At 43.5% G+C, this 19636-nt stretch carries 12 protein-coding genes, 21 tRNA genes, 3 rRNA genes and 1 riboswitch; of the genes, 29 read left to right on the top strand and 7 right to left on the bottom strand.

The window, feature by feature from the left end; genetic code table 11:
* Positions 1–2 precede the first annotated feature (2 nt).
* Positions 3–1211, top strand: a complete 1209-nt coding sequence (locus tag MKZ05_RS14040; protein WP_339160390.1) for an iron-containing alcohol dehydrogenase — start codon at positions 3–5, stop codon at positions 1209–1211.
* Positions 1212–1251: 40 nt separating this feature from the next.
* Here the strand turns inward: MKZ05_RS14040 and MKZ05_RS14035 are convergent, their stop codons facing one another.
* Positions 1252–1731, bottom strand: a complete 480-nt coding sequence (locus MKZ05_RS14035) for a DinB family protein (RefSeq protein ID WP_003213650.1) — start codon at positions 1729–1731, stop codon at positions 1252–1254.
* A 204-nt stretch (positions 1732–1935) separates the two neighbouring features.
* Here MKZ05_RS14035 and MKZ05_RS14030 point away from each other — a divergent pair, with 204 nt between their 5' ends.
* The gene (locus MKZ05_RS14030) at positions 1936–2466 is read left to right on the top strand and encodes a hypothetical protein (protein ID WP_034620073.1); all 531 of its coding nucleotides are present in this window, start codon (positions 1936–1938) and stop codon (positions 2464–2466) included.
* 11 nt (positions 2467–2477) lie between these two features.
* Positions 2478–4025, top strand: coding sequence for a flotillin family protein (locus MKZ05_RS14025; protein ID WP_339160389.1), 1548 nt, complete (start codon positions 2478–2480; stop codon positions 4023–4025).
* Between the two features lie 30 nt (positions 4026–4055).
* Here the strand turns inward: MKZ05_RS14025 and ftsW are convergent, their stop codons facing one another.
* From ftsW to MKZ05_RS14010, 3 genes are read right to left on the bottom strand one after another with little or no spacing between them, the layout of a single operon-like run.
* Positions 4056–5198, bottom strand: coding sequence for a putative lipid II flippase FtsW (gene ftsW / locus MKZ05_RS14020; RefSeq protein ID WP_339160388.1), 1143 nt, complete (start codon positions 5196–5198; stop codon positions 4056–4058).
* Positions 5195–6349 carry a rod shape-determining protein RodA gene (rodA, locus tag MKZ05_RS14015; protein WP_050943986.1) on the bottom strand — a complete coding sequence of 385 codons (1155 nt, stop codon included), beginning with the start codon at positions 6347–6349 and terminating at the stop codon, positions 5195–5197. Before rodA ends, ftsW begins: the two co-directional genes overlap by 4 nt.
* Positions 6350–6363: 14 nt before the next feature.
* Positions 6364–6999 carry a DUF1232 domain-containing protein gene (locus tag MKZ05_RS14010; RefSeq protein ID WP_339160387.1) on the bottom strand — a complete coding sequence of 212 codons (636 nt, stop codon included), beginning with the start codon at positions 6997–6999 and terminating at the stop codon, positions 6364–6366.
* Positions 7000–7168: 169 nt separating this feature from the next.
* On the opposite strand from MKZ05_RS14010, the gene MKZ05_RS14005 reads away from it, so the two are divergent.
* Positions 7169–7723 carry a GNAT family N-acetyltransferase gene (locus MKZ05_RS14005; RefSeq protein WP_003212763.1) on the top strand — a complete coding sequence of 185 codons (555 nt, stop codon included), beginning with the start codon at positions 7169–7171 and terminating at the stop codon, positions 7721–7723.
* A 240-nt stretch (positions 7724–7963) separates the two neighbouring features.
* Here MKZ05_RS14005 and thiT read toward each other — a convergent pair whose 3' ends face one another.
* Positions 7964–8539 (bottom strand): energy-coupled thiamine transporter ThiT, encoded by a 576-nt coding sequence (gene thiT, locus MKZ05_RS14000; protein WP_226803854.1) that lies wholly within the window; start codon positions 8537–8539, stop codon positions 7964–7966.
* A gap of 98 nt (positions 8540–8637) precedes the next feature.
* Positions 8638–8739: riboswitch (TPP riboswitch) on the bottom strand.
* Between the two features lie 437 nt (positions 8740–9176).
* Between thiT and MKZ05_RS13995 the strand changes: the two genes are divergently transcribed.
* The 25 genes from MKZ05_RS13995 to MKZ05_RS13875 all read left to right on the top strand — a co-directional run bounded on the left by MKZ05_RS13995 (position 9177) and on the right by MKZ05_RS13875 (position 18161).
* A 16S ribosomal RNA gene (locus MKZ05_RS13995) occupies positions 9177–10725 on the top strand.
* Positions 10726–10907: 182 nt separating this feature from the next.
* A 23S ribosomal RNA gene (locus MKZ05_RS13990) occupies positions 10908–13838 on the top strand.
* A gap of 61 nt (positions 13839–13899) precedes the next feature.
* Positions 13900–14015, top strand: a 5S ribosomal RNA gene (gene rrf, locus MKZ05_RS13985).
* The 16S, 23S and 5S rRNA genes sit together here, the layout of an rRNA operon.
* A gap of 488 nt (positions 14016–14503) precedes the next feature.
* Positions 14504–16039: a hypothetical protein gene (locus MKZ05_RS13980; protein ID WP_251191617.1), complete on the top strand. Its 1536-nt coding sequence runs from the start codon at positions 14504–14506 to the stop codon at positions 16037–16039.
* Between the two features lie 149 nt (positions 16040–16188).
* Positions 16189–16264, top strand: a tRNA-Val gene (locus tag MKZ05_RS13975).
* A 33-nt stretch (positions 16265–16297) separates the two neighbouring features.
* A tRNA-Thr gene (locus MKZ05_RS13970) sits at positions 16298–16373 on the top strand.
* Positions 16374–16410: 37 nt separating this feature from the next.
* A tRNA-Lys gene (locus MKZ05_RS13965) sits at positions 16411–16486 on the top strand.
* A gap of 8 nt (positions 16487–16494) precedes the next feature.
* Positions 16495–16577, top strand: a tRNA-Leu gene (locus MKZ05_RS13960).
* A gap of 30 nt (positions 16578–16607) precedes the next feature.
* Positions 16608–16679 (top strand) — tRNA-Gly (locus tag MKZ05_RS13955).
* A gap of 12 nt (positions 16680–16691) precedes the next feature.
* Positions 16692–16777 (top strand) — tRNA-Leu (locus MKZ05_RS13950).
* Positions 16778–16788: 11 nt separating this feature from the next.
* A tRNA-Arg gene (locus MKZ05_RS13945) sits at positions 16789–16865 on the top strand.
* 7 nt (positions 16866–16872) lie between these two features.
* Positions 16873–16949 (top strand) — tRNA-Pro (locus tag MKZ05_RS13940).
* An 8-nt stretch (positions 16950–16957) separates the two neighbouring features.
* Positions 16958–17030, top strand: a tRNA-Ala gene (locus tag MKZ05_RS13935).
* A 24-nt stretch (positions 17031–17054) separates the two neighbouring features.
* Positions 17055–17128, top strand: a tRNA-Met gene (locus tag MKZ05_RS13930).
* A gap of 4 nt (positions 17129–17132) precedes the next feature.
* Positions 17133–17209: transfer RNA gene (locus MKZ05_RS13925), tRNA-Ile, on the top strand.
* Positions 17210–17216: 7 nt separating this feature from the next.
* Positions 17217–17309, top strand: a tRNA-Ser gene (locus MKZ05_RS13920).
* Between the two features lie 23 nt (positions 17310–17332).
* Positions 17333–17409: transfer RNA gene (locus MKZ05_RS13915), tRNA-Met, on the top strand.
* A 48-nt stretch (positions 17410–17457) separates the two neighbouring features.
* Positions 17458–17534, top strand: a tRNA-Asp gene (locus MKZ05_RS13910).
* An 18-nt stretch (positions 17535–17552) separates the two neighbouring features.
* Positions 17553–17625: transfer RNA gene (locus tag MKZ05_RS13905), tRNA-Phe, on the top strand.
* Between the two features lie 27 nt (positions 17626–17652).
* A tRNA-His gene (locus MKZ05_RS13900) sits at positions 17653–17728 on the top strand.
* A gap of 11 nt (positions 17729–17739) precedes the next feature.
* Positions 17740–17813 (top strand) — tRNA-Gly (locus tag MKZ05_RS13895).
* Positions 17814–17830: 17 nt separating this feature from the next.
* A tRNA-Ile gene (locus tag MKZ05_RS13890) sits at positions 17831–17907 on the top strand.
* A gap of 6 nt (positions 17908–17913) precedes the next feature.
* A tRNA-Asn gene (locus tag MKZ05_RS13885) sits at positions 17914–17988 on the top strand.
* Between the two features lie 3 nt (positions 17989–17991).
* A tRNA-Ser gene (locus MKZ05_RS13880) sits at positions 17992–18082 on the top strand.
* A gap of 7 nt (positions 18083–18089) precedes the next feature.
* Positions 18090–18161: transfer RNA gene (locus MKZ05_RS13875), tRNA-Glu, on the top strand.
* A 79-nt stretch (positions 18162–18240) separates the two neighbouring features.
* Here MKZ05_RS13875 and MKZ05_RS13870 read toward each other — a convergent pair.
* Positions 18241–18717, bottom strand: coding sequence for a tryptophan-rich sensory protein (locus MKZ05_RS13870; protein ID WP_034620862.1), 477 nt, complete (start codon positions 18715–18717; stop codon positions 18241–18243).
* 86 nt (positions 18718–18803) lie between these two features.
* On the bottom strand, positions 18804–19538 hold the full coding sequence (locus MKZ05_RS13865) for a TraR/DksA C4-type zinc finger protein (protein WP_251190190.1): 735 nt from the start codon (positions 19536–19538) through the stop codon (positions 18804–18806).
* Between the last annotated feature and the right edge of the window lie 98 nt (positions 19539–19636).

Below are 19636 nucleotides of genomic sequence, written 5' to 3'. Positions count from 1 at the left end.
ATATGACATTAAATATGAAAATTGAAAGCATGCAGAAATTCCATACATTTGAAATTCCGACTGTCATCAAACATGGCATCGGTGCAGTGAAACATGTTGGGGAAGAAGTAAAAGCATACGGTGTCTCAAAGGTATTACTTGTAACAGACCCAGGTATTTACCTGGCGGGCGTGGTAGACCCAGTGATTGCTTCATTAAAAGAAGCGCAAATCGATGTGGTGCTATTTGATAAAGTAGAGCCAAACCCGCCAGTCCGTTTAGTGAATGAAGGCTCTGCTTTATATGAAAAAGAAGGCTGTAATGGATTAGTTGCAGTAGGCGGCGGAAGCTCAATGGATACAGCGAAGGCGATCGGTGTAGAAGCGACGCATGAAGGCTCAGTCCTTGATTACGAAGCGGCAGAGGGGAAAAAACCGCTTGAAAACAGAATCCCGCCTTTAACCACTATTCCGACAACAGCTGGTACAGGTTCAGAAGTCACGCAGTGGGCAGTGATTACAGATGAAGAAAGAGAATTCAAATTCAACACAGGTGGCCCGCTCATTGCAGCTCACCTCACAGTCATTGATCCAGAGCTACATGTATCCATGCCGTCTCATGTGACGGCAATGACTGGAATTGATGCACTTGCACACGCCATTGAATGCTATACAATGAAATTTGCTCAGCCTATTACAGATGCGGTCGCGCTCATGGCCATTGAATATGCAGCTCATTATATTCGCCGTGCCTTTGCCGATGGTGAGGACTTAGAAGCCAGGTATGGAATGGCACAAGCTGCAATGCTTGCCGGGCTTTCTTATGGAAGCGAATCAGCTGGAGCTGCACATGCGATGAGTCAAACACTCGGAGGCATTATTCCTGTAGCGCATGGTCAGTGTGTCGCAGCAATGATGGGACCGGTGATGGAGTATAACTGGAAAGGGTATCCCGAAAAATTTGCTCGTATTGCGCAAGCATTTGGAATTGATATTAGCCGAATGTCAATAGAGGAAGCCGCAAAAGCAGCAGTGAACTGGATGTATGATTTAGTGGAAGACCTAGAAGTTCCTTCATTAGAAGAACAAGGTGTATCAAAAGATATGATTGACCGTTTATCTAAAGAAGCAATGAAAGATCCGCAAACAATTGGAAACCCACGAGATCTAAACGAAAAAGCGTACAACTGGATTTATGCTCGCTGTTTTGATCTAACACCTAAAACAGTGTAACAATGAAAAAAGGCTCCCAAAAGGGAGTCTTTTTTATGTCTTATAGCTGTTCTTTAATTTCTTTGATTTGATGGATATGGCGTTTTTCGTGTGCGCCGATAAAATCAAGATATTGCTTAAGCGATAACTCTTCAAACACAGGGTGTGCAATGACGCGTTTGAAATCATCCTCAGTAAACGTTGATAGAATTTGATTGAGCTGCTCACGGGCTGTATCGAGCTCATCTTTTAAATGTGTAGGTGTCACATGCTTGCGCTCAGGCTCAACAATACTAGGCGCAGTCGCTTTTCTAGAACGATCCTCTGCCATTTCCACCGGCTTTGGCTCATATTCTTTGATCGGTGCTTTTTTTCCCTCAGCAGCTAGATGTTTTGCTGCCACGAGGTCCATCTTCTTTAAATGATCTGCCACCTCTTGAATACTCCAAGTATCATCAGATAATTTTTGATTCAATTGCTCTTCGTTCAAACCTTGTAGCTCTTGCCACAATTCTTGTCTTGCATCATGTAATAAACTCATTTTCATCACCTCAAGATCAAATTTTAACATACTGGTACATGACAATCATTCTTGAGCTATCGGCGAATTCCTGTGAAGAATTGTGAGGAAATTTGAAACCTTTACAAAAGTGGTTCGTATTACCTGTTAGAAGGAATACATTGGAGGTGAGCATGGTCTAAATGAAACAAAGGCTGTTCATTTCATGAAGAAAGGGTGAGGAAGATGGATGTGTTCGGGCTGCCACTTCAGACGCTGTATTTATACATATTGATGATATCAGGAATCCTGACACTTGTTTTCGTCTTTTTCGGCGATGTATTTGATGGATTGTTTGAAGCGATTCCTGTTCCATTCCTTCAACCAACATTAATCCTCGCATTTCTTACCTTTTTCTCGGCTGGAGGGTTTATCTCTGAAAAAACAGCAATTGTAGGAAGTGGACTTGGCGCAGTCTTATCTGCCATCCTCGCAGTGGTTCTTGTGACCTGTTTGAATGTATTTGTCTTAGTCCCGCTTTCCTCTGCTGAAGAATCTCTCTCATATACGGAGGCCGACTTAAAAGGAAGAACTGGGGAGATCATTGTATCTGTTCCAAAAGACGGGTTTGGAGAAGTGCTGTTAATTAGTAATAGCGGGAAAATCTCAAAGCCTGCCGTCAGCTTCGACGAAGAGGAGATTCCATATGGAACTCGGGTACTGGTCGTCGAAGTGAACAAAGGCGTCTTATCAGTTATACCAAATGAAGAAATCTAGGAGGGAATGCTATGCCAGGAACAACCATTTTGATTATCATTGGAATTGTGCTTGTGATTCTGATTGCACTTATTGGTGTATTTGTTTCGAAATACCGGACTGCAGGTCCAGATGAAGCGTTAATCGTCACAGGAAGTTACCTCGGAAGTAAAAATGTCCACGTGGATGAAGGTGGAAACAAGATTAAGATTGTAAGAGGCGGAGGTACCTTTGTACTCCCTGTTTTTCAACAAGCAGAGCCGCTCAGCTTACTATCTAGCAAGCTAGATGTTTCAACACCTGAAGTCTATACTGAACAAGGTGTACCAGTCATGGCGGACGGAACAGCCATCATTAAAATCGGCGGATCGATTGAAGAAATTGCTACTGCTGCAGAGCAATTTTTAGGTAAAACAAAAGAAGACCGCGAAAACGAAGCGAGAGAAGTTTTAGAAGGACACCTTCGCTCCATTTTAGGGTCAATGACAGTTGAAGAGATTTATAAAAACAGAGAGAAATTTTCTCAAGAAGTACAGCGTGTCGCTTCTCAAGATCTAGCGAAAATGGGTCTTGTCATTGTATCGTTTACAATCAAAGATGTCCGTGATAAAAATGGCTATTTAGAATCACTAGGTAAACCTAGAATTGCCCAAGTGAAACGCGATGCAGATATTGCAACAGCAGAAGCAGATAAAGAAACACGTATCAAACGTGCAGAAGCAGATAAAGATGCGAAGAAATCTGAGCTTGAGCGTGCCACTGAAATCGCTGAAGCAGAAAAGATCAATGAGCTGAAAAGAGCAGAATTCAGACGTGAACAAGATACAGCAAAAGCAAGTGCCGACCAAGCGTACGATCTTGAAACAGCACGTAACCGTCAGCACGTAACTGAACAAGAAATGCAAGTAAAAATCATTGAACGTCAGAAGCAAATTGAATTAGAAGAAAAAGAGATCCAGCGTCGTGAGCGTCAATACGATTCTGAAGTGAAAAAGAAAGCAGATGCGGACCGTTATGCGGTTGAGCAGTCAGCTGCAGCGGAAAAAGCGAAATGCCTCGCTGAAGCAGATGCCAAGAAATACAGCATTGAAGCAATGGCAAAAGCAGAAGCTGAGAAAGTCCGAATTGACGGGCTTGCCAAAGCGGAAGCTGATCGTGCAAAAGGGGAAACGGAAGCCGAAGTCATTAGACTGAAAGGACTTGCGGAAGCCGAAGCGAAAGAGAAAATCGCTGAAGCGTTCGAACAGTATGGTCAGGCAGCGATCCTTGATATGATTGTGAAAATGCTTCCTGAATATGCGAAGCAAGTATCTGCACCACTTTCTAACATTGATAAAATTACGGTTGTGGATACGGGAGGTAACGGAGAAGGCAGCGGTGCCAATAAAGTCACTGGCTATGCTACAAACCTTATGTCCAGTCTGCAAGAAAGCCTGAAAGCATCCTCTGGAATTGATGTCAAAGAAATTATTGAGAACTTTTCCGGCAAAGGCAATGTGAAGCAAAGCATTCAGGAACTAACGAATGAAATCAAACAGCCAAGAAAAAAAGAGATCGCTGATACTCAAATAGAAGAATAAAATAAATAGACACCTTCCATCAGAAGGTGTCTATTTGGCATGTGCCCGATATGGGTTCCTTTTTACATATGAAGAAAGATTTACGAGAATACCAGCAGATATCATCATGAACACTAGGGAGGAGCCACCATAACTAATGAAAGGAAGCGGAATGCCTGTGATCGGAAGAAGACCAAAGACAGCGCCTAAATTAAAGACTGCTTGGAGCATGATTTGAAACGTAAGCCCAATCGTTAACAGTTTTCCAAAAGGGTCATGTAAAGCCTGCACAATTCGCATTGCGCGATACATGATGAATAGATATACACCTATCACAATCAAAATCCCCATAATGCCCAGCTCTTCACTGATAATGGCCATAATAAAATCCGTATGCGCTTCGGGAAGAAAGCCTAGCTTTTGAATACTCCCGCCTAAGCCATTCCCTATCAGCCCGCCGGAATTCATTGCGAGATACGAATGAATCAACTGATAGCCATCCCCATCTTCATACTGAAAGGGATCACGAAAAGAAGTCAGCCGCTTCAAACGGTAAGGAGCTGTCACTGCAAAAAAAGTGATACATGCTACGGCAGTCGATCCTAGCAAAATGAAATGGCGCGTTTTCAACCCAGCGCATAATAAAATGATGCCACAGCTTAATAAAATAGACACAGCTGTGCCTAAATCAGGCTGTTTTAAGATTAATAAAAAAACAAGACTTAAAAGGATGAGTGGCGGCAGTACGCCTTTTTTAAAAGATGTAATGTACGCCTGTTTATTCGCGTACACATAGGCAAAATAGATCACCATCACTAGTTTCACAGCTTCAGAAGGTTGGAGCATAAGAGAGCCCAGCTGAATCCACCGCTGTGAATTGTTTTTGACAACACCGATTCCAGGAATCAGGACTAGGATGAGACATAGCAATGACAGCATGACAAGCCATTTCATCCATTTACGATAAATCTGATAAGGGAAAAGAGTGGCAATGAAGAAAAAGAATCCCCCAATCAGGAGCCATTGCCATTGTTTGATAAAGAAATAGCTGCCCTTCTCATACTTCACTTCTCCTAAAGGATAACTTGCACTGTACACCATCAGTAAACCAAATAAGCAGAGGAACACAATCGTTCCAGCAAGAACGCGGTCGATTTTTTTGAGATGAGATAGAAGAACTGCCATCATCTTCAATTCCAGTTGTCTCCAAACATATAGGATGATGACCTGATATTGACACTAAACACGAGGCCAATGGCGATCATGTTAGTCAATAGCGCACTGCCTCCATAGCTGATAAAAGGAAGCGCGAGTCCCGTCACAGGCATTAAACCGATTGTCATCCCTACGTTTTGGAAAACTTGAAACACGATCAGCCCAACGACTCCTGCACATATGTACAAACCATAAAGCGTATTAGCATGCATAGCCACATGAATGATTCGGTAAATCATCATTAAGTACAAACACATCAAAAGGGAGGCGCCGATAAAACCAAACTCCTCACCAATGACGGCAAAGATAAAATCCGTATGCGCTTCGGGGATATTACCGCCTTGTACTTGATGCCCCTTTGTAAAACCGCTTCCTGATAATTGACCTGATCCAATACCGAGCATCGATTGTTTCAGCTGATACCCGTATGTTGAATCAAATTCATCGGGGGAGAGCCAGCCATAAATGCGATCAAGCTGATGTGGCTTAATGATTTTTGTGAAATGCTCAAAGTGTTCGTTGTGTAAGTAGACCAAAAATGAAAGAAGTGCAAGAAAAGAAGCCATTAATGCGGTCATCATCTTGCTGGAAATTCCTGACACGAGCATCAGTGTAAAGGCGATAGATAATATCACGAGCGCTGTCCCTAAATCAGGCTGAATTAAGATGAGGAAAAAAGGGACAACGGTCCAGCAAACGACTTTACTTGTAGGAATGATGCTTTCTTTAAACGAAAATCGCTGATGCTTATATTGGTTCAAGACAGCCGCTAGCAGCAGGATCACAAAAATTTTCATGAACTCTGATGGCTGAATTTTGATTGAACCGAAGCTGATCCATCTTTGGGATCCGTTTTGACTCGTTCCGAAAAAGTGCACAAGAATAATGAGAAAAATACCACCTGTAAATAACCGAAAAGATAAACGCTCAAGAAGTTCATAATCAAAGTATGCAGCAGCAGCCATAAGACCGAAACCTACGATATACCAGAAAATTTGTCTTTTGACGAAATAAAACATATCCTGCGATTCATACTGTCCTGATCCGCTATATACAGCTATTAGGCTGATGACAAATAAACAAATCACAGTGAGTAAAAGTACGAAGTCAATGTTGTACTGTTTTTTCATAGCTTCTTGTCCTGTTACCTATTTGTCAGCTGGTCTATGACGATTTTCACAGCCGCAGCATCATCAATATAGCCGATCGGAAAAATAAAATCTGGTATTAAGTCAACAGGCATAATGAAATAAAGGAGTGCGCTCCCCATCATCATTAATTCTCGAGAAGTACCTCGTCCGGTCATAAATAAGCTGTACATGTCTTTCAAATGCTGAAGGAATGGCCCGGCGCCGTTTACCGCCTCCATCTTTTTCTCAAACTTTGCTGAGATCGTTTCTTTTCCCTCGTTTGTTTGGCTATAGGTCTCATATTCGTTTAGCTTTTGTTTCAATTTGGTCTGACTAAATGTACCGTCGTAGACCTTCTCATCTTTCAGTGTTGTTTCGATTTCTACGACCGTTTGTATGAACGTATCACTATGTACCTTTTCGTTTTTGATTGGAAACCCTGCAGCAGCTAATAGTTGATCTAATGATAGGTTCAGAGAATCTGAAAGCTGCTGCAGATGATTCAAAGTTGGTTTTCTTTTTCCATTCATGATTCGAGACAGTGTCGCTTTATCAATTTCTGTGTATGTGCTGAGCTCTCTTAAAGATAAAGAACGTTGTTGCAATCTTTCCTTTAAGAGAGACCCAAGCTCAGTTGTTTTAGAATCCATTTTACGCCATCCTTTGTATGATGTATCAACTCTTCTATAGAAGAAGTCGTACCCAATATAAAGGTGTGTTGACAAAATGTCAACGAATATCCTTTATTGATTGAATTTTAGGAAATAGGAATTTATCATAATAAAGATAGGATGAAAACAGTGAGAAGGAGTGACGCGGATGAAGGTGAGACATGCTGTACAAAAAGATATTCCTAAAATTGCCGAAATACATGTGAAGAGCTGGCAGACGACTTATCAAGGCATTATTAATCAGGATTATTTGGATGGTTTAAATATAGAAGATCGAGAAGAGAGCTGGAGAAGAAGGTCACTTGAAGGGACGTTTGTCGCAGAAGATGACGAGGGGGTATTTGGTTTTGCTTCTTTTGGAAAACAACGTGATGAGCGCTATCCAACATATGATGGAGAACTTTATGCGATCTATTTATTGCAAGAGAAACAGAAATCAGGAGCAGGTATCGCTTTAATTACAGAAGGAGTGAGCTATTTAATAGAGAAAGGGTATCAGAATATCATGCTGTGGGTATTTGAACAAAATTCGGCAAAGCATTTTTATCAAAAGCTTCAACCTCATTTTGTCGTTACCAGCCAGTTCGAGCTGGCTGGCGAGAAGCATGATGAAATAGGGTATGGGTGGGAGCTGCCTGTATTAAATGACCATCTACACCGAATTAAATCGTCAGCTTCCAATAATAATGAGAGAAAAAAGTGAAAAGCATAGCTAAAAGCATATAAGAGATAAGAGGAGAAGCTTCTACTTTTCCTTTTATTCCTGCTATCTTTAAAGCTTCATAGAAACCTGCCAAAAAATAAGCAAGACTGAGAATATAACAGCACAGCATAATGGAGTAAGGGTTCATTGGCGTACCTCCAACATGAAATCTTCTACTATTAATAGATTCCATAGAGCGGCAATTTATGCATAAAAAAATAACCAGCTGAAATCAGCCAGTTATTTTTTGTGAGGAAAAACCAAACGAGATGCACTTGGTATGAGTATGCAAAGAACGATACTGCAAATAATAAATGAAGGAACCATATATGTGCTGTTATAAATTAAAGAGTAAACCCAACCTGGAGTTCCTTTTGGTGCATAATGAGAAAAGAAAACAACACCAGAGATAAAGAACGTCAACAGTCTGAAGAAACTTGCAACAAATACAGATAAGATAATATAAAAGAATTGCTGCTTTCGCTGTTGATCCTGAATGGCTTTTTTAATCAATCCAGAAAAGAGACCACTTAGACAAATGACAACAGATGCGACGAAATAATCGAGAAATCCTTGAACTGGTGTAGCGATAATAGGGCCATTCATCAGTTGAAGGCCTGCAATAAGCACACCAATGATAAACCCGGTTGATATTCCCCATCTAATAGACATAAGAATGACGGGTATCATAATCAGCGCAAGAGATCCGCCGTTCGGCATTCTTAAAAAGAGACCTGATAAGTAATCTAATACTAGTGCAAGTGAAGTCATAATTGCGATTTCCATCAGTCGTACCAATTGATTTGATTGCTGCATAAAAAAATCTCCCTTTTCATGAATTGAGCAAGGAGAGACCGTGTAAGGATGAGTATGTTATTCATAGAAAAACATATCGAGTTGAATACACCACATGTATTCAATTGAATCCACATTCCTACTTCAGTATTAACTGACAGGTTCAAAGGGTCAGAACAACGAGTGTTCACTCTCAGCACAAAGCTCCCCCTGCGGTTATTTAGTTTTCTTCTATTATAAATATACTAAAGACCTTCAGGATCAACAATAGAGAATTCCTGTGACAATTAATTTTTGTATGATTATATAGGAAGAGATAAGAAAAAATAAATTATTTAGAAAAAATACTTGTTTCCTCTCTCAAAAGGTGTTATATTTGTATTCGCCGCTAAAAAAGCGCGGTTATTAAATAACATAAAGAAAAAAGTTGTTGACTTTATCTTGATAGAATGTTATATTAATAAAGTCGCCTCTGAGAGACGGCGAAGATGATCTTTGAAAACTAAACAAGACAAAACGTACCTGTTAATTCGAGTTTTTATAAAAAAATCCTATGAAACATCATAGGTAGTCAGTCAAACGCTGACGAGGCAGGAAATGATCACATGCTAAGTTCGCTACATCGTGTAGCAACGCATGTGTGATATGCATCCTGCATACCTCGGAGAGTTTGATCCTGGCTCAGGACGAACGCTGGCGGCGTGCCTAATACATGCAAGTCGAGCGAACAGAAGGGAGCTTGCTCCCGGATGTTAGCGGCGGACGGGTGAGTAACACGTGGGTAACCTGCCTGTAAGACTGGGATAACTCCGGGAAACCGGAGCTAATACCGGATAGTTCCTTGAACCGCATGGTTCAAGGATGAAAGACGGTTTCGGCTGTCACTTACAGATGGACCCGCGGCGCATTAGCTAGTTGGTGGGGTAATGGCTCACCAAGGCGACGATGCGTAGCCGACCTGAGAGGGTGATCGGCCACACTGGGACTGAGACACGGCCCAGACTCCTACGGGAGGCAGCAGTAGGGAATCTTCCGCAATGGACGAAAGTCTGACGGAGCAACGCCGCGTGAGTGATGAAGGTTTTCGGATCGTAAAGCTCTGTTGTTAGGGAAGAACAAGTGCGAGAGTAACTGCTCGCACCTTGACGGTACCTAACCAGAAAGCCACGGCTAACTACGTGCCAGCAGCCGCGGTAATACGTAGGTGGCAAGCGTTGTCCGGAATTATTGGGCGTAAAGGGCTCGCAGGCGGTTTCTTAAGTCTGATGTGAAAGCCCCCGGCTCAACCGGGGAGGGTCATTGGAAACTGGGAAACTTGAGTGCAGAAGAGGAGAGTGGAATTCCACGTGTAGCGGTGAAATGCGTAGAGATGTGGAGGAACACCAGTGGCGAAGGCGACTCTCTGGTCTGTAACTGACGCTGAGGAGCGAAAGCGTGGGGAGCGAACAGGATTAGATACCCTGGTAGTCCACGCCGTAAACGATGAGTGCTAAGTGTTAGGGGGTTTCCGCCCCTTAGTGCTGCAGCTAACGCATTAAGCACTCCGCCTGGGGAGTACGGTCGCAAGACTGAAACTCAAAGGAATTGACGGGGGCCCGCACAAGCGGTGGAGCATGTGGTTTAATTCGAAGCAACGCGAAGAACCTTACCAGGTCTTGACATCCTCTGACAACCCTAGAGATAGGGCTTTCCCTTCGGGGACAGAGTGACAGGTGGTGCATGGTTGTCGTCAGCTCGTGTCGTGAGATGTTGGGTTAAGTCCCGCAACGAGCGCAACCCTTGATCTTAGTTGCCAGCATTTAGTTGGGCACTCTAAGGTGACTGCCGGTGACAAACCGGAGGAAGGTGGGGATGACGTCAAATCATCATGCCCCTTATGACCTGGGCTACACACGTGCTACAATGGACAGAACAAAGGGCTGCGAGACCGCAAGGTTTAGCCAATCCCATAAATCTGTTCTCAGTTCGGATCGCAGTCTGCAACTCGACTGCGTGAAGCTGGAATCGCTAGTAATCGCGGATCAGCATGCCGCGGTGAATACGTTCCCGGGCCTTGTACACACCGCCCGTCACACCACGAGAGTTTGCAACACCCGAAGTCGGTGAGGTAACCTTTATGGAGCCAGCCGCCGAAGGTGGGGCAGATGATTGGGGTGAAGTCGTAACAAGGTAGCCGTATCGGAAGGTGCGGCTGGATCACCTCCTTTCTAAGGATATATGGAGCAGTGTGCGTTTTCGTCTTGTTTAGTTTTGAAGGATCATTCCTTCAAAACATGTCTCTAGCGAGACAGGATTGTTCTTTGAAAACTAGATAACAATAAGTAATACATTCACATTGAATGCAATGCAAAGTTCATCACACATAGTGATTCTTTCTAAAGTAAGAAATGGTTAAGTTAGAAAGGGCGCACGGTGGATGCCTTGGCACTAGGAGCCGATGAAGGACGGGACGAACACCGATATGCTTCGGGGAGCTGTAAGCAAGCTTTGATCCGGAGATTTCCGAATGGGGAAACCCACTGCTCGTAATGGAGTAGTATCCATACTTGAATACATAGAGTATGAGAAGGCATACCCGGGGAACTGAAACATCTAAGTACCCGGAGGAAGAGAAAGCAAATGCGATTCCCTGAGTAGCGGCGAGCGAAACGGGAACAGCCCAAACCAAGAGGCTTGCCTCTTGGGGTTGTAGGACACTCTATACGGAGTTACAAAGGAACGATATAAGCGAAGAGGTCTGGAAAGGCCCGCCAAAGAAGGTAACAGCCCTGTAACTGAAATGTTGTTCTCTCCAGAGTGGATCCTGAGTACGGCGGAACACGTGAAATTCCGTCGGAATCCGGGAGGACCATCTCCCAAGGCTAAATACTCCCTAGTGACCGATAGTGAACCAGTACCGTGAGGGAAAGGTGAAAAGCACCCCGGAAGGGGAGTGAAATAGATCCTGAAACCGTGTGCCTACAAGTAGTCAGAGCCCGTTAAAGGGTGATGGCGTGCCTTTTGTAGAATGAACCGGCGAGTTACGATCCCGTGCAAGGTTAAGCAGAAGATGCGGAGCCGCAGCGAAAGCGAGTCTGAATAGGGCGCATGAGTACGTGGTCGTAGACCCGAAACCAGGTGATCTACCCATGTCCAGGGTGAAGTTCAGGTAACACTGAATGGAGGCCCGAACCCACGCACGTTGAAAAGTGCGGGGATGAGGTGTGGGTAGGGGTGAAATGCCAATCGAACCTGGAGATAGCTGGTTCTCTCCGAAATAGCTTTAGGGCTAGCCTCAAGGTAAGAGTCTCGGAGGTAGAGCACTGATTGGACTAGGGGCCCCTACCGGGTTACCGAATTCAGTCAAACTCCGAATGCCGATGACTTATCCTTGGGAGTCAGACTGCGAGTGATAAGATCCGTAGTCGAAAGGGAAACAGCCCAGACCGCCAGCTAAGGTCCCAAAGTATACGTTAAGTGGAAAAGGATGTGGAGTTGCTTAGACAACCAGGATGTTGGCTTAGAAGCAGCCACCATTTAAAGAGTGCGTAATAGCTCACTGGTCGAGTGACTCTGCGCCGAAAATGTACCGGGGCTAAACGTATCACCGAAGCTGCGGACTGTTCTTACGAACAGTGGTAGGAGAGCGTTCTAAGTGCTGTGAAGTCAGACCGGAAGGACTGGTGGAGCGCTTAGAAGTGAGAATGCCGGTATGAGTAGCGAAAGACGGGTGAGAATCCCGTCCACCGAATGCCTAAGGTTTCCTGAGGAAGGCTCGTCCGCTCAGGGTTAGTCGGGACCTAAGCCGAGGCCGAAAGGCGTAGGCGATGGACAACAGGTTGATATTCCTGTACCACCTCCTCACCATTTGAGCAATGGGGGGACGCAGGAGGATAGGGTAAGCGCGGTATTGGATATCCGCGTCCAAGCAGTTAGGCTGGGAAATAGGCAAATCCGTTTCCCGTAAAGGCTGAGCTGTGATGGCGAGCGAAATTTAGTAGCGAAGTTCCTGATTCCACACTGCCAAGAAAAGCCTCTAGCGAGGTGAGAGGTGCCCGTACCGCAAACCGACACAGGTAGGCGAGGAGAGAATCCTAAGGTGATCGAGAGAACTCTCGTTAAGGAACTCGGCAAAATGACCCCGTAACTTCGGGAGAAGGGGTGCTTCTTAGGGTGTTAAAGCCCCGAGAAGCCGCAGTGAATAGGCCCAGGCGACTGTTTAGCAAAAACACAGGTCTCTGCGAAGCCGTAAGGCGAAGTATAGGGGCTGACGCCTGCCCGGTGCTGGAAGGTTAAGAGGAGCGCTTAGCGTAAGCGAAGGTGCGAATTGAAGCCCCAGTAAACGGCGGCCGTAACTATAACGGTCCTAAGGTAGCGAAATTCCTTGTCGGGTAAGTTCCGACCCGCACGAAAGGCGCAACGATCTGGGCACTGTCTCAACGAGAGACTCGGTGAAATTATAGTACCTGTGAAGATGCAGGTTACCCGCGACAGGACGGAAAGACCCCGTGGAGCTTTACTGCAGCCTGATATTGAATGTTGGTACAGCTTGTACAGGATAGGTAGGAGCCTTGGAAACCGGAGCGCTAGCTTCGGTGGAGGCATCGGTGGGATACTACCCTGGCTGTATTGACCTTCTAACCCGCTGCCCTTATCGGGCAGGGAGACAGTGTCAGGTGGGCAGTTTGACTGGGGCGGTCGCCTCCTAAAATGTAACGGAGGCGCCCAAAGGTTCCCTCAGAATGGTTGGAAATCATTCGCAGAGTGTAAAGGCACAAGGGAGCTTGACTGCGAGACCTACAAGTCGAGCAGGGACGAAAGTCGGGCTTAGTGATCCGGTGGTTCCGCATGGAAGGGCCATCGCTCAACGGATAAAAGCTACCCCGGGGATAACAGGCTTATCTCCCCCAAGAGTCCACATCGACGGGGAGGTTTGGCACCTCGATGTCGGCTCATCGCATCCTGGGGCTGTAGTCGGTCCCAAGGGTTGGGCTGTTCGCCCATTAAAGCGGTACGCGAGCTGGGTTCAGAACGTCGTGAGACAGTTCGGTCCCTATCCGTCGCGGGCGCAGGAAATTTGAGAGGAGCTGTCCTTAGTACGAGAGGACCGGGATGGACGCACCGCTGGTGTACCAGTTGTTCTGCCAAGGGCATCGCTGGGTAGCTATGTGCGGACGGGATAAGTGCTGAAAGCATCTAAGCATGAAGCCCCCCTCAAGATGAGATTTCCCATTCCGCAAGGAAGTAAGATCCCTGAAAGATGATCAGGTTGATAGGTCTGAGGTGGAAGCGTGGTGACACGTGGAGCTGACAGATACTAATAGATCGAGGACTTAACCTATATTCTAATGTGAAGTTTGAACATTGTTATCTAGTTTTGAGAGAACATTCTCTCCATCAGGTTTGGTGGCGATAGCGAAGAGGTCACACCCGTTCCCATACCGAACACGGAAGTTAAGCTCTTCAGCGCCGATGGTAGTTGGGGGTCTCCCCCTGTGAGAGTAGGACGCCGCCAAGCTTGTATAAGGATCAGTTCCATACGGAACTGGTCTTTTTTGTGCTTCTTGAGAAAATTTTCTAAGGATACAGTACAAGTATCCGTTAAACATCATTTTGAACAAAATAAATGGAACGAACAAGAGAAGGGCGACCCTTTATTCTCACTATAATACAAGTGTTACTTTATCAACGATAAATGAAAACTCAATGTACTGATCTATTTACGAAGTAGGTGATTCTCTTCGACCAGTTGATCTAATAATACAAATTCAGCTTCAGGCTGAGAAAAATTTCTAGTGTGAAAGATGAGAAAAAGGTGATAATGGGAAATTTAATGTTAAGCTCAGGCTGTCGAAATTTTCTTGACAGCCTGAGCTTATGGACAAAATCTACAAAGCTTATTGGAGTGTGATTAATCTTAAAGAGTTTAGAATGTGAATACACCTCATAAATTTTGCTTTAAATCCCTTTTAGAGTTATAATTAATAAAAAATGGAGATTAGTATGATGAATCAAGATGAAATTTTAAAATTACAGAATGTTGTCAATTTTATAGAAGAAAATATAAGAAATTCCACAAAAACAGATTTGAGCTATGTTGATCTTAGAAATCAAAAAAATAGACTTTTAACAAAGCAAAATCATGTTATTTTTGGGAGAAGAGGTGCTGGTAAATCAAGTTTATTAAATGAGTTAAAAGATGGCTCAATGAATAATGGTGTCATAATTAAGTTAAATATGGAAGACTTTAAAGATATTGCCTTTCCTAATATTTTAACTCACATTTTAATAAATGTATTTGAGAAATTTGAATTCCCACCTAAAAAGTCTAAATGGTATAAATTAAAGAAAAATAAATTATTTAAAAAGCGTAGAAAAGAATTAAAGAAAAAAGTGGAACAAACAATCGAGGAATTAAAAGAGTTACTGGAGCAACCAGAGAAGTATACACTAACCGAGATGAGCCAAAACAACCATCAAACAAATACAAAAGCTAAAGGAGAATTAAAAGGTATTAGTCAACTTAATTTAGCGGGGGAAAGGGAAAGTATAAATCGTGAAAAAAAAGAATCAACTAGAACATACGAGAAAGATAAGCTCTTAAATTTGAAAGATAAAATCTCAAATTATAAAGAAATATTAAATAGCTATTCAAACTTCTACGAAATAGATCATATATTTTTAGTGTTAGATGATTTTTATTTTATTCCACGGGCAATACAAAGTAAATTTATAGATTATTTACATAGACTTACAAAGGACACTGCATTATTTTTAAAAGTTGCATCAATCAAATTTAGAACTAAATTATATGAAGAAGATAAAGATACTTATGTAGGTATGGAAATTAATCATGATGTAATGGCTATTGAATTAGATTATACTCTAGGAGATTTTAAATCAACCGCACTATTTATGAAAGATATTTTAAATCATATTAATTCAAAACATGATGCTCAATTCATTAATAATTTGTTTGCTGGTGAAGGATTTGATCAACTGTGTTATGCCTCCGGAGGGATACCAAGGGATTTTTTAAGCTTGTTAACCGGATTATTGAATAAAATTATTTCTAATGATATTGCTAGAATAAAAAAGCCCGATGTAACTAAAATGGCAATTGAACAGATTAGCAATAAAATCGATTCTATTAAATCTGAAAATGAAGAAGAATTTATGAGTTTGGAAGATACCCTCTATTATATTAAATATGAAATCATTGAAAACAAGAAACGAAATACTTTCTTAGTAGAAAAAGATGAAATAGAAACTAATCCTGAAGAATATAATTTAATAAAACAACTAATGGATTTGAGGTTGATCCACCTCGTAAATTTAAATGTTAGTGATAAAAATGTTGGAAAACGATATAATGCTTATATGGTAGACATTGGGCTATATCCGAATTCAAGTCCAAGGAATTTCAAACAAACGGATTTAAAGAAAACAGACGATAAGCATCGAAAAGATGAAATTAGAATGTCACCTAAACTAAGTTTGAAAAAATTAAAATTAAAATTGAGAAGATATTACATTATATAGTGAAATATCTAGTTTATAACAAGAAAAACTTAGTCGGATACTTTTTATGTTATGGACTAAGTTTTTCTTGTTTTTTTTAAAAATATATTTACAATGAATTTAAAATCCTTTATAATAATCTTTGTCGGATCGAGAGATTCCTACATAGTGGAGGATTAGCTCAGCTGGGAGAGCATCTGCCTTACAAGCAGAGGGTCGGCGGTTCGAGCCCGTCATCCTCCACCATATTTATTCTTACATAATGTTAGGATAGATAAAGCCGGTGTAGCTCAACTGGTAGAGCAACTGACTTGTAATCAGTAGGTTGGGGGTTCAAGTCCTCTTGCCGGCACCAGTTTCATATGGTAAGATAGACAAGTCGCTTTTAAAGCGAGCCATTAGCTCAGTTGGTAGAGCATCTGACTTTTAATCAGAGGGTCGAAGGTTCGAGTCCTTCATGGCTCACCATGTTTCATGCGGGTGTGGCGGAATTGGCAGACGCGCTAGACTTAGGATCTAGTGTCTTTATGACGTGGGGGTTCAAGTCCCTTCACCCGCATTGCCAAATAAAATAAAGAAATCCTGTAATGCGGAAGTAGTTCAGTGGTAGAACACCACCTTGCCAAGGTGGGGGTCGCGGGTTCGAATCCCGTCTTCCGCTTATACCATCCACGCCGGGGTGGTGGAATTGGCAGACACACAGGACTTAAAATCCTGCGGTAGGTGACTACCGTGCCGGTTCAAGTCCGGCCCTCGGCATTATAAAATAAGCGCCCGTAGCTCAATTGGATAGAGCGTTTGACTACGGATCAAAAGGTTAGGGGTTCGACTCCTCTCGGGCGCGCCATTAAGATCGGGAAGTAGCTCAGCTTGGTAGAGCACTTGGTTTGGGACCAAGGGGTCGCAGGTTCGAATCCTGTCTTCCCGACCATCTTTTATGGGGCCTTAGCTCAGCTGGGAGAGCGCCTGCCTTGCACGCAGGAGGTCAGCGGTTCGATCCCGCTAGGCTCCACTTTTAAAAGATTATTTTGATCATGGCGGTGTAGCTCAGCTGGCTAGAGCGTACGGTTCATACCCGTGAGGTCGGGGGTTCGATCCCCTCCGCCGCTATAAAGGACCTTTAGCTCAGTTGGTTAGAGCAGACGGCTCATAACCGTCCGGTCGTAGGTTCGAGTCCTACAAGGTCCACCATCTATACGGAGGAATACCCAAGTCCGGCTGAAGGGATCGGTCTTGAAAACCGACAGGGGTGTCAAAGCCCGCGGGGGTTCGAATCCCTCTTCCTCCGCCATATTTTTTAAAAACTTATATCATCGCGGGGTGGAGCAGTTCGGTAGCTCGTCGGGCTCATAACCCGAAGGTCGCAGGTTCAAATCCTGCCCCCGCAACCAAATTATTTTATGTACCAATGGGGAGTGCTCATTGAGTACAACCAAAATGGTCCGGTAGTTCAGTTGGTTAGAATGCCTGCCTGTCACGCAGGAGGTCGCGGGTTCGAGTCCCGTCCGGACCGCCATTTTTAAAATGAATACTTGGCTCGGTAGCTCAGTTGGTAGAGCAACGGACTGAAAATCCGTGTGTCGGCGGTTCGATTCCGTCCCGAGCCACTTTTATAAAAAAATATTGATAGTATGGCGGTTGTGGCGAAGTGGTTAACGCACCAGATTGTGGCTCTGGCACTCGTGGGTTCGATTCCCATCAATCGCCCCATACATATTTTTGCGGGTGTAGTTTAGTGGTAAAACCTCAGCCTTCCAAGCTGATGTCGTGGGTTCGATTCCCATCACCCGCTCCATTTGTATATCCATTCATGGGCCTGTAGCTCAGCTGGTTAGAGCGCACGCCTGATAAGCGTGAGGTCGGTGGTTCGAGTCCACTCAGGCCCACCATGATATTCCGCAGTAGCTCAGTGGTAGAGCTATCGGCTGTTAACCGATCGGTCGTAGGTTCGAGTCCTACCTGCGGAGCCAAATGGAGAAGTACTCAAGTGGCTGAAGAGGCGCCCCTGCTAAGGGTGTAGGTCGCGCGAGCGGCGCGAGGGTTCAAATCCCTCCTTCTCCGCCATTTATCTGGCCCGTTGGTCAAGCGGTTAAGACACCGCCCTTTCACGGCGGTAACACGGGTTCGAATCCCGTACGGGTCATGTTTAGAAAGAGGTCTTGTCAAAGATCTCTTTTTTATTTTCTTCAAAAAAGAAAGACCGCCATTATAGCGGTCTTTTTTTACATGTTCATGGAATAGATCGTATAAGACAAGTATGTTGCAAAGAAGCCCCATAAGACATAAGGAATTAGTAAAATTGGAACGACTTTGCTTAGTTTACGCGAGACGATAACAAGAGCAAGTGCTGTCAGCGCTACAAGCAGGCAGTCGATCGTAGCGGCAAATAGATCTTTTTGTGTAAATTGAAAAAAACTAAAGGCTTGATTAAATACGTAATTTAAAAGAAAAAGAATCCAAAAGGGTAAAGTGATTTTTTGAAATCCATATTTTCCATAAATGATCGCTGCGGACAACGAGATGAGAGCAAATAAGACAGCCCACACAGCGCCAATTACTCCACCACTCGGTGTCCATTCCGGTTTATTTAATGCATCATACCACTCTCTGTCAATCGGAAACAAGAATCCGGCAATAGAGAATAATGCGTATGTAATAAAGAAGACAACCACTGCCCAAATGATACTTTTTCTCGCCATTAAGAATCTCCTCCAATCAAATTCACTCTTAAAATGATTTCCCAATCATTACATGATATAAACATTAAGCCCCCATTATGAGGGGACTAATGATTTTCTTCTGTATAAGATTCTTCTTCGTACGGCTTCAAGTCACCAAATACGGTCATGACGCCTTCTTCGTCCAATGCCTCTTCATAGGCTTCGTGTGCTTTATTTGGATATACTTTACTTGCCTTGCCTTCAATATCAGCAGCTGCGAATCCTTCATAGTCTTCGACATAATCTTCATCTTCTGATTGTGTATACACATCATCGTATGTCAATGGAGGAAATTCCATATCAGACGGCGTATCAGAGTTTCCGTAGCGTTCTACGTCTTGATATGCATCCTCTCCATCATAGGCTGCACTTTCTTCATTTTCGAATTGCCCTGATGGCGGACTTAATAAATCCTCTTCAATCGGACGGTTTTGTGAAACGGTTTGTTCTTTTGAATGCTCTGTGCATGTGACGGCACTAGGTAAGGCCTCTAAGCGTTCCTTTGGGATAGGTGATTTACAGACCTTGCATAGGCCATAAGAGCCGTCTGTGATGGCTTGAAGTGCTTCATTAACGTCTAACAGATGTTCATGTTCCAAACTGTTTAACGCAATATCTTTCCCGCGTTCGAACAGCTCTGTCCCTTGATCACCTGGGTGATTATCATAGGCTGACAGGTCTCCGACCGAATCATAAGGAAATGATACTTTTTGTTCATCGTCATGGCTTTTGGCTTCGAGTTCGTGCTTTTCATCGAGAAGTCGCTGCTTCAAATGATGTAATTCGTCTTTAGACAACAAAGCGATCATCCTTTCATATCAAACATAATATTAGTATGAGCAATTTTGTCTGTAAGACTAGTTCCAAATTGAAGCAATTCCTCATGAAAAAACGCCTG

It is taken from the genome of Bacillus sp. FSL M8-0277, from assembly GCF_037975305.1.
In the GTDB taxonomy this organism is placed as follows: Bacteria; Bacillota; Bacilli; order Bacillales; family Bacillaceae; genus Bacillus; species Bacillus pumilus.
This window is presented reverse-complemented; position numbering and strand designations above follow the sequence as displayed.